The 12,324-nt window shown below is 67.0% G+C and carries 9 protein-coding genes and 2 rRNA genes; all 11 read left to right on the top strand.

Annotation, left to right across the window (positions count from 1 at the left end):
* Positions 1 to 107: 107 nt before the first annotated feature.
* The 11 genes from ACTU3I_RS10290 to xerD all read left to right on the top strand — a co-directional run bounded on the left by ACTU3I_RS10290 (position 108) and on the right by xerD (position 12,321).
* A 23S ribosomal RNA gene (locus tag ACTU3I_RS10290) occupies positions 108 to 3,214 on the top strand.
* Positions 3,215 to 3,318: 104 nt separating this feature from the next.
* Positions 3,319 to 3,435: ribosomal RNA gene (rrf, locus tag ACTU3I_RS10285) — 5S ribosomal RNA — on the top strand.
* A gap of 312 nt (positions 3,436 to 3,747) precedes the next feature.
* The gene (locus tag ACTU3I_RS10280) at positions 3,748 to 4,464 is read left to right on the top strand and encodes a hypothetical protein (RefSeq protein WP_442925594.1); all 717 of its coding nucleotides are present in this window, start codon (positions 3,748 to 3,750) and stop codon (positions 4,462 to 4,464) included.
* Complete coding sequence (locus ACTU3I_RS10275) at positions 4,461 to 5,501, top strand: HAD-IIA family hydrolase (RefSeq protein ID WP_442925593.1); 1,041 nt, start codon at positions 4,461 to 4,463, stop codon at positions 5,499 to 5,501. Before ACTU3I_RS10280 ends, ACTU3I_RS10275 begins: the two co-directional genes overlap by 4 nt.
* 17 nt (positions 5,502 to 5,518) lie before the next feature.
* Entirely contained in the window at positions 5,519 to 5,692 is a 174-nt protein-coding gene (locus tag ACTU3I_RS10270; RefSeq protein ID WP_442925592.1) for a hypothetical protein, read from the top strand.
* Positions 5,689 to 6,489, top strand: a complete 801-nt coding sequence (locus ACTU3I_RS10265) for a TlyA family RNA methyltransferase (protein WP_442925591.1) — start codon at positions 5,689 to 5,691, stop codon at positions 6,487 to 6,489. Before ACTU3I_RS10270 ends, ACTU3I_RS10265 begins: the two co-directional genes overlap by 4 nt.
* Positions 6,486 to 7,406: an NAD kinase gene (locus tag ACTU3I_RS10260; RefSeq protein WP_442925590.1), complete on the top strand. Its 921-nt coding sequence runs from the start codon at positions 6,486 to 6,488 to the stop codon at positions 7,404 to 7,406. Before ACTU3I_RS10265 ends, ACTU3I_RS10260 begins: the two co-directional genes overlap by 4 nt.
* Positions 7,403 to 9,118, top strand: a complete 1,716-nt coding sequence (gene recN / locus ACTU3I_RS10255; RefSeq protein ID WP_442925589.1) for a DNA repair protein RecN — start codon at positions 7,403 to 7,405, stop codon at positions 9,116 to 9,118. The genes ACTU3I_RS10260 and recN overlap by 4 nt, the downstream gene beginning before the upstream one ends.
* A gap of 9 nt (positions 9,119 to 9,127) precedes the next feature.
* On the top strand, positions 9,128 to 10,825 hold the full coding sequence (locus ACTU3I_RS10250; RefSeq protein WP_442925588.1) for a CTP synthase: 1,698 nt from the start codon (positions 9,128 to 9,130) through the stop codon (positions 10,823 to 10,825).
* 1 nt (position 10,826) lies between these two features.
* Entirely contained in the window at positions 10,827 to 11,396 is a 570-nt protein-coding gene (locus ACTU3I_RS10245) for an NUDIX domain-containing protein (RefSeq protein ID WP_442925587.1), read from the top strand.
* 1 nt (position 11,397) lies between these two features.
* Positions 11,398 to 12,321, top strand: a complete 924-nt coding sequence (gene xerD, locus ACTU3I_RS10240) for a site-specific tyrosine recombinase XerD (RefSeq protein ID WP_442925586.1) — start codon at positions 11,398 to 11,400, stop codon at positions 12,319 to 12,321.
* Positions 12,322 to 12,324 lie beyond the last annotated feature (3 nt).

Genomic DNA, 12,324 nt, shown 5'->3' with positions numbered 1-12,324 from the left:
GCATCTTAGAGACGATCTTCGGATCGTTTCACAAGATGATCTTTATAGATCATTAGTCAATTTCTGATCCGGTTTACCGGATCCGATTCTGATTCAAACTCATGTGATTTCAAGTCTTTAAGAGCAAACGGTGGATGCCTTGGCATCTGGAGCCGAAGAAGGACGTAGCAATCTGCGATAAGCCTCGGGGAGTGGATAAGCACACTTTGATCCGAGGATTTCCGAATGGGGAAACCCCGCTGGGCGGCGTGCCGACCTAGTGACTCCCGCCTGAATATATAGGGCGGGTAGAGGGAACGTGGGGAAGTGAAACATCTCAGTACCCACAGGAAGAGAAAGCAACCGCGATTCCGTTAGTAGTGGCGAGCGAAACCGGAACAGGCTAAACCGAGTACGTGTGATATCCGGCAGGAGTTGCGTATTCGGGGTTGTGGGACTTTTCTGGCTGTTCTGCCGAGCAGCCGGCGTTACAAGAAGGTATAGACGAACAGGATTGAAAGCCTGGTCATAGAGGGTGCGAACCCCGTAGTCGAAATGCCTCCCTTGGCGCGAAGAGTATCCCAAGTAGCACGGGGCCCGAGAAATCCCGTGTGAATCTGTCAGGACCACCTGATAAGCCTAAATACTCCCAGATGACCGATAGCGGACAAGTACCGTGAGGGAAAGGTGAAAAGTACCCCGGGAGGGGAGTGAAATAGTACCTGAAACCGTTTGCTTACAAACCGTTGGAGCAGCCATAGCAGCTGTGACAGCGTGCCTTTTGAAGAATGAGCCTGCGAGTTAGCGATACGTGGCGAGGTTAACCCGAGTGGGGTAGCCGTAGCGAAAGCGAGTCTGAATAGGGCGATTCAGTCGCGTGTCCTAGACCCGAAGCGAAGTGATCTATCCATGGCCAGGTTGAAGCGACGGTAAGACGTCGTGGAGGACCGAACCCACTTAGGTTGAAAACTGAGGGGATGAGCTGTGGATAGGGGTGAAAGGCCAATCAAACTTCGTGATAGCTGGTTCTCTCCGAAATGCATTTAGGTGCAGCGTTGCGTGTTTCTTGCCGGAGGTAGAGCTACTGGATGGCCGATGGGCCCCAAAAGGTTACTGACGTCAGCCAAACTCCGAATGCCGGTAAGTGAGAGCGCAGCAGTGAGACTGTGGGGGATAAGCTTCATAGTCGAGAGGGAAACAACCCAGACCACCAACTAAGGTCCCTAAGCGCGTGCTAAGTGGGAAAGGATGTGGAGTTGCCTTGACAACCAGGAGGTTGGCTTAGAAGCAGCCACCCTTGAAAGAGTGCGTAATAGCTCACTGGTCAAGTGATTCCGCGCCGACAATGTAACGGGGCTCAAGCACGCCACCGAAGTTGTGGCATTGACATTATTGGTAGGCCTTCGTGGTCCAGCCGTGTTGATGGGTAGGAGAGCGTCGTGTGGCCAGCGAAGCGGCGGTGTGAACCAGCCGTGGAGGCTACACGAGTGAGAATGCAGGCATGAGTAGCGAAAGACATGTGAGAAACATGTCCTCCGAAAGACCAAGGGTTCCAGGGTCAAGCTAATCTTCCCTGGGTAAGTCGGGACCTAAGGCGAGGCCGACAGGCGTAGTCGATGGACAACGGGTTGATATTCCCGTACCGGCGAAGAACCGCCCAAGCTAATCCAGTGGTGCTAAGAGTCCTAACCAGGAATGGACGGATCCCTTCGGGGTGAAGCCGTCTTGGCGAACGCTCGACCCCATGCTGGTGCGGTTAGCGTATTAACAGGTGTGACGCAGGAAGGTAGCCCAAGCCAGGCGATGGTTGTCCTGGTGCAAGTGCGTAGGCCGAGTGATAGGCAAATCCGTCACTCATACAGGCTGAGACACGATGCGGATGAAAAGTGGGTGATCCTATGCTGCCAAGAAAAGCATCGACGCGAGGTTCAAGCCGCCCGTACCCCAAACCGACTCAGGTGGTCAGGTAGAGAATACCAAGGAGATCGAGAGAATCGTGGTTAAGGAACTCGGCAAAATGCCCCCGTAACTTCGGGAGAAGGGGGGCCTTCGACGTATTAGGACTTGCTCCGAAAGCGTTTGGAGGCCGCAGAGACTAGTGGGTAGCGACTGTTTACTAAAAACACAGGTCCGTGCCAAGTCGCAAGACGATGTATACGGACTGACGCCTGCCCGGTGCTGGAAGGTTAAGAGGACCGGTTAGCCGCAAGGCGAAGCTGAGAATTTAAGCCCCAGTAAACGGCGGTGGTAACTATAACCATCCTAAGGTAGCGAAATTCCTTGTCGGGTAAGTTCCGACCTGCACGAATGGCGTAACGACTTCCCAACTGTCTCAACCGCGAACTCGGCGAAATTGCACTACGAGTAAAGATGCTCGTTACGCGCAGCAGGACGGAAAGACCCCGTGACCTTTACTACAGCTTGGTATTGGTGTTCGGTGTGGCTTGTGTAGGATAGGTGGGAGACTTTGAAGCATGGACGCCAGTTCGTGTGGAGTCATTGTTGAAATACCACTCTGGTCACTCTGGATGTCTAACTTAGAACCGTAATCCGGTTCAGGGACAGTGCCTGGTGGGTAGTTTAACTGGGGCGGTTGCCTCCCAAAAAGTAACGGAGGCGCCCAAAGGTTCCCTCAACCTGGTTGGCAATCAGGTGGCGAGTGTAAGTGCACAAGGGAGCTTGACTGTGAGACTGACAGGTCGAGCAGGGACGAAAGTCGGGACTAGTGATCCGGCAGTGGCTTGTGGAAGCGCTGTCGCTCAACGGATAAAAGGTACCTCGGGGATAACAGGCTGATCTTGCCCAAGAGTCCATATCGACGGCATGGTTTGGCACCTCGATGTCGGCTCGTCGCATCCTGGGGCTGGAGTAGGTCCCAAGGGTTGGGCTGTTCGCCCATTAAAGCGGTACGCGAGCTGGGTTTAGAACGTCGTGAGACAGTTCGGTCCCTATCCGCTGCGCGCGTAGGAAGTTTGAGAGGATCTGACCCTAGTACGAGAGGACCGGGTTGGACGAACCTCTGGTGTGTCAGTTGTTCCGCCAGGAGCACCGCTGATTAGCTACGTTCGGGATGGATAACCGCTGAAAGCATCTAAGCGGGAAGCCGGCCTCAAGATGAGACTTCCATGCCTTCGGGCGAGAGGCTCCCAGCCAGACTACTGGGTTGATAGGCCAGATGTGGAAGTGCAGTAATGCATGCAGCTGACTGGTACTAATAAGCCGATGACTTGATAACACTTCCGTTTGCGAGGTGCTTGCGTCCACTGAGTGGTTCCCGATGTACGGTCGGGAATCGCATGACAATGACTTTTGTTGTGCAGACTGAAACATCAATAGTGTTTCGGCGGCCATAGCGAGAGGGAAACGCCCGGTCCCATTCCGAACCCGGAAGCTAAGCCTCTCAGCGCCGATGGTACTGCAGGGGGGACCCTGTGGGAGAGTAGGACACCGCCGGACTTCTTTCGAGAAATGGCCACCCAGTGCTGGGTGGCCATTTCGCGTTTACGGACACATTTCCGAGGAGGGATCGACGACGTGGCAGCGTTCGACGGCGAGGGGCGGCGGGATCGCCGAGAGCGCCCGCAGGGCCGGCCCGGCGGTAAGCCCTCGGGCGACCGAGGAGCTCGTCCGGAACGGGGGGCACGTCCCGAGCGCTCCGATCGCCCCCGCGGCGGTAAACCGCCCTTCCGCGGCGGCGCCGGGCAGGCGCGTACGGATGACCGCCGTGCGTCACGCCCTCCCCGCGACGACGAGACCCGCCGCGCCAAGGTGGCGGAGCCGGACCTTCCCGAGGAGATCACCGCCCGTGACCTCGCGCCGGCGGCGCGGAACGAGCTGAAGACGCTCAGCAAGGAGAATGCCGACACCGTCGCGCGTCACCTTGCGATGGCCGCGCGACTCATCGACGACGACCCGGCGCTGGCCCACGAGCACGCTCTGGCCGCATCGCGGCGCGCGGGGCGTGTGGGGGTCGTGCGCGAGACGACAGCCATCACCGCGTACGCCGTGGGCGACTTCGCCCTGGCGCTGCGGGAGCTTCGCACCTACCGCCGCATCTCCGGTCGAGACGACCAGCTGCCTCTTCTCGTGGACAGTGAGCGAGGTGTGGGCAGGCCGGATCGCGCGTTGGAGGTCGGCCGTTCCGTCGACCGTGGCACTCTCCCGCCGGGTGTGCGCGTACAGCTGGCGATCGCGATGTCCGGCGCGCGTCTGGATCTCGGCGAGCCGGAGCGCGCTCTGCAGGAGCTCGAGATCCCCGAGCTCGATCCCGACCGCGCGTTCGAGTGGAGTCCTGCGCTGTTCGACGCGCGCGCCGCTGTCCTCGAGGAGCTCGGACGCGCCGAAGAGGCTGCCGAGTGGTACCGCCGCGCCGAGATCGCCGGCGACGTCTTGGACGCCGCGTCCGGCCTCGCCGCTCAGGAGGCGCTCGTCGTCGACGACCTTGACGCCGACGAGGCCGCCGGCGCCCCGGAGCGACCGGAGTGATCCTCCGCCGTCGGCCGGAGCCGGCTCCTGCGCCGCTCGACGGCGTCGACGTGGTGCTCGCCGACCTCGATGGCGTCGTATACGCCGGCCCTGGCGCGATCCCTCACGCGGTCGAAAGCCTGAACGCCGCCGCGAACGACGGTCGGCGGCTCGGTTTCATCACGAACAACGCCTCGCGGACGGATGCGTCCGTTGCCGAGCATCTCACATCGCTCGGCCTGTCGGTGCGCGCCGACAATGTGGTCACGAGCCCTCAGGCCGCCATGCGGTTGCTGCGGCAGATCGTGCCGCCGCCCGCGACGATCCTGGTCGTGGGCGGAGAGGGCCTCGTCGTCGAGGTGCAGAAGGCGGGGTACACCGTCACCCGCAGCGCCGAGGACGCGCCGGCGGCGGTCGTGCAGGGGTTCGCTCCCGAGGTGGGGTGGTTGCAGCTGGCCGAGGCCGCCTACGCGCTCCAGCTTCCCGAAGAGGAGGGCGGGATCCCCTGGATCGCGACCAACACCGACTGGACGATTCCGCAGGCGCGTGGCGTCGCGCCGGGGAACGGGACGCTCGTGTCTGCGGTGCACACCGCGGTGGGTCGCCTGGCAACGGTGGCGGGCAAGCCCGAGACGCCAATCTTCACCGAGGCGGTCGCGCGGTTCGGGGCGGCCTCACCGCTCTTCCTCGGCGACCGCCTCGACACCGACATCCAGGGCGCATCGCGCGCCGGACTCCGCTCGGCACTGGTTCTGACGGGGATCGATCGCCCCAAGCACGTCCTTGCCGCCCCGCCGGACTCACGGCCCGATTTCCTCCTGAGCGACCTGCGCGAGCTCTCCGAGCCGTATCCGGCGACCGTCGTGTCCGGCGCTCGCACCAGCGTGGGACGCGCGACCATCGAGATCGACGGTCCCGACCTGCGGGTGGTGTCGGCGGGGGAGCGTCCCATCGACCTCGTCCGCGCGGCCGCCGCGGCCATCTGGAGCTCAGGGCGAGCGATCTTCGGCTTCCGGATCGACGAACGCGTGTATGCCGACCCGTTCTGGCGCGTATAGCTCGGTACGATGGCGGCATGCCCGACGCCCCGGACTCCGCGGATGACGCCGACCGCGAGCTCATCCCGCGCCTGCGGGTGATCGAAGAGCAGCCGCTCGCCGACCGCGCCGAGGCGTACCTCGCCCTTTCGGACGAGCTCGCGCGCCGGCTCGAGTCCGGACCGAGCCTGGACGGCGGCGCGCGAGGATGACTCCTCGCCTCGACGCCGCTCTGGCTGCGCGAGGGCTGGCGAGATCGCGCACGCACGCGAGCCGGCTCATCGCGGACGGTCGAGTCAGCGTGGACGGAACCCCGGTCATCAAGCCCGCCACGGCCGTGTCGGAGGGCGCGCAGATCGAGGTGTCCGGTGACGACGCCTACGTCAGCCGGGGCGCGCACAAGCTGATAGCGGCACTCGACGGCTTCGGCATCGAGGTGGCCGGACGGCCCGCGCTCGATCTGGGTGCCTCCACCGGAGGCTTTACGCAGGTGCTGCGCGAACGCGGCGCGACTCCCGTCCTCGCCGTCGACGTCGGTCACGCCCAGCTCTCGCCCCTTGTCGCCGCCGATCCCGACGTGATCGCGGTCGAGGGGTACAACGTGCGGTACATGGACGCGGCGAACCTCGCCGCCGCCACCGGGGTGGCCACGGCGCCGCAGGTCATCACCGCAGACCTGTCCTTCATCTCCCTCACCCACGTGCTGCCCGCCCTCGCCGGCGTCGCCGACGCCGACGCCGATGTGGTGCTGCTGGTCAAGCCGCAGTTCGAGGTCGGTCGGACGGCGGTGCGCGGCGGCCTCGTCACCGATCCCGATGTGCGCGCCGACGCCGTCAGCGGGGTGCTGTGGTCGGCGTGGGACACGGGATTGCGTACGGTGGGAATCCTCCCCTCGCCGATTCTCGGCACGCACGGCAACCGCGAGTTCCTCGTCCATCTCTCGGCCCTGCGCGGCGCGGATCCCTCAGAATGGTCGAGCACCGTGAACGAAGTGGCCGGAACCCGATGACCTCGATCGAACGACACATCCTGCTCGTCGTCCACGCCCACCGCGACGACACGATCGACGCCGCCGGTCGCGTGATCGCGGAGCTGCGTTCGGCGTCGGCGCACCCCGTGCTGTCGGCCGAAGACCGCGTGCAGCTGGAGACGGTCCTCGACCTCAGCGGCGTCGGCACGCTCGGTGAGGACGTTCCCCTCGATGACATCGAGCTGGCCATCGTCCTCGGTGGGGACGGCACGATTCTGCGCGCCGCGGAGCTCGTCCGGGGCGGAACGGCTCCGATCCTCGGGGTCAACATGGGACACGTCGGCTTCCTCGCGGAGATCGAGCGCGACGACATGGACGACGCCGTACGCCGCGTCATCGCGCGCGACTACCGGGTCGAGGAGCGCATGGCCTTGGCCGTCCGCGTGAAGGACGCCGGAAACGCCGTCGTGTACGAGACGTGGGCTCTCAACGAGGCCACCGTCGAGAAGGCCAGTCGCGAGCGGATGCTCGAGGTCGTCATGGAGGTCGACGGGCGCCCGTTGTCGTCCTTCGGATGCGACGGCGTCGTCGTCGCGACCCCGACGGGCTCCACGGCGTACAACTTCTCCGCCGGCGGCCCGGTGATCTGGCCGAGCGTGGAGGCTATCGCGTTCGTCCCGCTGTCGGCGCACGCCCTCTTCGCGCGACCGCTCGTCGTCGACCCCGAGGCATCCGTCGCTATCGAAGTGCTCGAGCGCACGAGCGGCGGCGGGATCCTGTGGTGCGATGGGCGCCGCTCGCACGACCTCCCTCCCGGCGCCCGGGTCGTGGTGCGGAGATCGAGTCGTCCGGTGCGGCTGGCGCGGCTGCATCCGGCCGCCTTCACCGACCGGCTCGTGCAGAAGTTCCGCCTGCCTGTGGAGGGGTGGCGCGGTCCCGAGGGCACCCGGTCATGATCGAGCAGATGCGTCTTCGCGACCTCGGCGTCATCGCCGACGCGACGCTGCCGATCGGGCCCGGCTTCACCGCCATCACGGGGGAGACCGGCGCCGGAAAGACGATGGTGGTGACCGGTCTCGGGCTCCTGCTGGGCCAGCGCGCCGACTCCGGCGCCGTGCGCTCCGGCGCCGACGCCGCCTCCGTCGAGGGAGTGTGGCTCGTCCCCGAGACGGGCCCCGTCGTCGAGCGGGTCCGGGAGGCAGGGGGCGACGTCGAGCCGATCGGAGCCGGGCGCGCGGAACTGTACCTCGGACGGACCGTCTCGAGCGAGGGACGCGGCCGCGCGACGGTCGGGGGGCGCACGGCCCCCGCCGGTGTCCTCGCCGACCTCGCCGATGACCTGGTCGTCGTCCATGGGCAATCCGATCAGCTGCGGCTTCGCTCCGCGTCCGCTCAGCGTGACGCGCTCGACCGCTTCGGCGGCGCGGTCGTCGCCGAAGCGCTGACGCGGTATCGCGCAGCGTTCGAGACGTGGCGGGCCCTGGACGCCGAGATCGCGACGCTGCAGGAGGAGCGGGATCAGCGTGCGCGCGAGGCCGAGGACCTGAGGCTCCGACTGGCCGAGATCGAGGCGGCCGCGCCGCTGGCCGGTGAGGACGTCGAGCTGGCGGCCCGCGCCGAGCGATTGTCGAACGTCGAGGAACTCCGGCTGGCGGCGGCCACCGCGCACGAGGCGCTGTCCTCCGAGGTCGGCGCTCCCGACGTCTCCGCTCTCCTCGGCGACGCGCGACGTGCTCTCGAGCGCGCCGGGAGCGCCGATCCCGCCCTCGCGGCCCTCGCGGATGCCGCCGCCGATCTGGGGTACCGGGCCGCGGACCTCGCCACAGCGCTGTCGGGCTACCTCGCGGATCTCGACGAGACGGGCCCGCACGAGCTCGCCGCCGTCGAGGAGCGCCGAGCTGTCCTCGCTGGGCTCGTTCGCGTTCACGGGAGCATCGAGGCGGCCCTCGCCCTCCAGCAGACCGGATCGGAGAGGCTGGTCGAGCTCGACGACGACTCCGACCGGGCAGAGCGCCTCTCCGCCGCGCGCGCCGAGGCGACGACCGTGCTCGACCAGGCGGCCGGCGCGCTCACGGCAGCGCGCGTCGATGCGGCGGTGCGCCTGGGCGCCGCCGTCACCAAGGAGCTCCACGCGCTGGCACTCCCGGACGCCACCCTCCGGGTGGCGGTCGCCCCCGCGCCGCCGAGCGCGACCGGCCGCGATGAGGTCACGATCCTGCTGGCGCCGCATCCGGGAACCGAGCCGAGACCTGTCGCGCGCGGCGCGTCGGGCGGCGAGCTCAGCCGCGTCATGCTGGCGATCGAGGTCGTCCTCGCGGGCGTGGACCCCGTGCCCACGTTTGTCTTCGACGAGGTCGACGCCGGAATCGGCGGCGCGGCCGCCATCGAGGTGGGCCGGCGCCTGGCCCGCCTCGCCGAGACGTCGCAGGTGATCGCGGTGACCCATCTGGCGCAGGTGGCCGCCTTCGCGGGCAACCATCTGTCGGTCGTGAAGGGCACCGACGGCGCCGTCACCGCCTCCAGCGTGCGCCGGCTCGACGGCGCCGAGCGCGAGGCCGAGATGGCGCGCCTCCTCTCGGGCATGCCCGACTCCGACGCCGCCATCACCCACGCGCGCGAACTGCTCGCGAGCGCCTCCGCTTCCCCGCCCGCTCGGCTGATAGGATAGAAGCCCGTGATGCAGACTTCCGGTTCTCCCCGCGGCGACAGTTCGAACGACACCACCAAGCACATCTTCGTGACCGGTGGTGTCGTTTCCTCGTTGGGCAAGGGCCTCACCGCCGCGAGCCTGGGAAACCTGCTCACGGCGCGCGGACTGCGTGTCGTGATGCAGAAGCTGGACCCGTATCTGAACGTCGATCCGGGCACCATGAACCCGTTCCAGCATGGCGAGGTCTTCGTCACCGACGACGGCGCCGAGACCGACCTCGACATCGGTCACTACGAGCGCTTCCTCGACATCGAGCTCACCCAGGCCGCGAACGTCACGACCGGCCAGATCTACTCCGAGGTCATCGCGAAGGAGCGCCGCGGCGAGTATCTCGGCGACACGGTGCAGGTGATCCCGCACATCACCGATGAGATCAAGCGGCGGATGCGGCTGCAGGCCACCGAGGAGCCGCGCCCCGACGTCATCATCACCGAGATCGGGGGCACGGTCGGCGACATCGAGTCCCAGCCCTTCATCGAGTCGGCCCGGCAGATCCGCCACGAGCTCGGACGTCAGAACGTCTTCTTCGTCCACGTGTCGCTCGTGCCGTTCATGGGCGCATCGGGCGAGCAGAAGACCAAGCCCACGCAGCACTCCGTCGCCGCGCTCCGCTCGATCGGTATCCAGCCCGACGCCCTGGTGCTGCGCAGCGACCGGCCCGTCACCGAGTCGAACAAGCGCAAGATCGCGCTCATGTGCGACGTCGACGAGGACGCCGTCGTGAACGCGGTCGACGTGCCGAGCATCTACGACATCCCCTCGATGCTCAACGAACAGGGGCTCGACGAGTACATCGTCCGGGCTCTCGGCCTCGCCGGCGCCGGCGACGTCGACTGGTCGCGCTGGCAGCGGGTGCTGCAGGCCGTGCACAACCCGAAGCACGAGGTGACCATCGGGCTCGTCGGGAAATACATCGACCTGCCCGACGCCTACCTGTCCGTCACCGAGGCGCTCAAGGCCGGCGGATTCGCTCACGAGACGCACGTGAACATCACCTGGATCCCCTCGGACCTCTGCGAGACGCCCGAGGGCGCGGCCAAAGCGCTCGGCGCCCTCGACGGCATCGTCATCCCCGGTGGCTTCGGCATCCGGGGGATCGATGGCAAGCTCGGCGCCCTGAGGTTCGCCCGCGAGCAGGGGATCCCGACGCTCGGGATCTGCCTGGGCCTGCAGTGCATCGTGATCGAGTACGCCCGCACGGTGGCCGGGATCGAGGGGGCGTCTTCGACGGAGTTCGACCCCGACACCCCGCACCCCGTGGTGGCCACGATGGCCGAGCAGGTCGACATCCTCGCCGGCGGCGACCTCGGCGGCACGATGCGGCTGGGGCTGTACCCGGCCGACCTGCTCGCCGGATCGATCGCGGAGGAGGTGTACGAGGCACCGCGCGTGTCGGAGCGCCACCGCCACCGCTACGAGGTCAACAACGCCTACCTCGACCAGCTGCGCGACGCCGGACTGCTGTTCTCCGGGCTCAACCCCGAGTTCGGGCTCGTCGAGTACGTCGAGCTGCCGCGCGACGTGCACCCGTACTACATCGCCACCCAGGCGCATCCGGAGTTGCGGTCGCGGCCGACGGAGCCGCATCCGCTGTTCCGCGGCCTCATCGGCGCCGCCTTGGACCGCCACCGCGCGAGCGAGCTGTTCGACGTCGAGCAGGCCTGACGTGCCGCAGCTGCGCGACGAACCGGTCGAGCCGACGATCCTCTCCAGCGACCTGGTGTACTCGGGGCGCGTGTGGGACGTGCGCTCCGACACGGTCCAGTACAACGACGGCGAGATCGTGCGACAGTACATCGATCACCCGGGGGCTGCGGCCATCGTGGCGATCGACGACGACGAGCGCGTCGTCCTCATCCAGCAGTACCGCCACCCCGTGCGCCTGAGGGACTGGGAGATTCCCGCGGGCCTGCTGGACGTCGAGGGGGAGGAGCCGCTCGTGACGGCCCAGCGCGAGCTGGCCGAGGAGGTGGACCTCGTGGCCGACCGGTGGCAGCCGCTCCTGGCGTCGCGGATGAGCCCGGGCGGGAACGACGAGGTCGTGCACATCTTCCTCGCGCGTGGACTGTCGGATGCACCGGAGAGGTTCGCGCGCGAGGACGAGGAAGCCGACATCCGCGTCGAGCGGGTGCCGCTCGCGGAGGTCGTCGACGGCATCCTCGACGGGCGCCTGACCAACGGCATCCTCACCGCGGGAGCCCTCGCAGCGGCCGAGGTGCTGCGCCGCGAGGCGTGAGGTGCACCTCGACCGCGCCGTCGACGCCTATCTGCGTCACATCTCTCTCGAGCGCGGTCTGTCCGACCACACCGTCGCGGCCTACCGGCGCGACCTGAGCGCATATGCGTCGTGGCTCGCCGAGCACGGTGCGGACGACACGGATGCCGTGACCGCCGCCCTCGTCTCGGCGTTCGCGGCCGAGCGAGCCTCCGCCGTCCCCGCCCCGGCGCCGGCCAGTCTCGCGCGGCTGCAGTCCTCGGTGCGGGGGCTCCACCGCTTCCTCGCCCGGGAGGGGATCGTCGCCGACGACCCGTCGCGCCGACTCCGTCCTCCCAAGGCCGCCCAGCGCCTCCCGAAGGCGCTCACGATCGACCAGGTCGAGCAGCTTCTCGACGCCGCCGGGCCTGCGCCGCAGGACGCCGTCCCCGGCGACCTGGCGGGTCTTCGCGACCGGGCGCTCGTCGAACTGCTCTACGCGACGGGAGCGCGCGTCTCGGAGATCGTGCAGCTCGACGTCGACGACCTCGCCACCGGCGACGTGCTGCGCGTGCGGGGCAAGGGCTCGAAGGAGCGGATCGTCCCTGTCGGCTCCTACGCACGGGACGCCGTCGACGCGTACCTCACGCGCGTCCGCCCCGAGCTCGCCCGCCGCGGGCATGCCACCCCCCGCCTCTTCCTCGGCGTGCGCGGCGGGCCGCTCTCACGCCAGAGCGCGTGGCTCATCCTGCAGCGGGCAGCCGAGCGCGCCGGACTCACCGCGCACGTGTCCCCGCACACGCTGCGGCACTCCTTCGCCACGCACCTGCTCCAGGGCGGCGCCGACGTGCGGGTCGTGCAGGAGCTCCTGGGGCACGCCTCGGTCGCGACGACCCAGATCTACACGCATGTGAGCGTCGATGCGCTCCGCGACGTCTACGCCACGTCGCATCCGCGCGCGCGGTGACCC

It is taken from the genome of Microbacterium sp. RD1 (assembly GCF_052220165.1).
In the GTDB taxonomy this organism is placed as follows: Bacteria; Actinomycetota; Actinomycetes; order Actinomycetales; family Microbacteriaceae; genus Microbacterium.
Note: the sequence above shows the minus strand (reverse complement) of the source record. Positions and strands in the feature narration are given on the sequence as shown.

Coding starts and splice junctions, on each gene's coding strand:
- ACTU3I_RS10260 (WP_442925590.1), top strand. CDS start 6,486: ATGACCTCGATCGAACGACACATCCTGCTCGTCGTCCACGCCCACCGC.
- ACTU3I_RS10265 (WP_442925591.1), top strand. CDS start 5,689: ATGACTCCTCGCCTCGACGCCGCTCTGGCTGCGCGAGGGCTGGCGAGA.
- ACTU3I_RS10250 (WP_442925588.1), top strand. CDS start 9,128: ATGCAGACTTCCGGTTCTCCCCGCGGCGACAGTTCGAACGACACCACC.
- ACTU3I_RS10270 (WP_442925592.1), top strand. CDS start 5,519: ATGCCCGACGCCCCGGACTCCGCGGATGACGCCGACCGCGAGCTCATC.
- recN (WP_442925589.1), top strand. CDS start 7,403: ATGATCGAGCAGATGCGTCTTCGCGACCTCGGCGTCATCGCCGACGCG.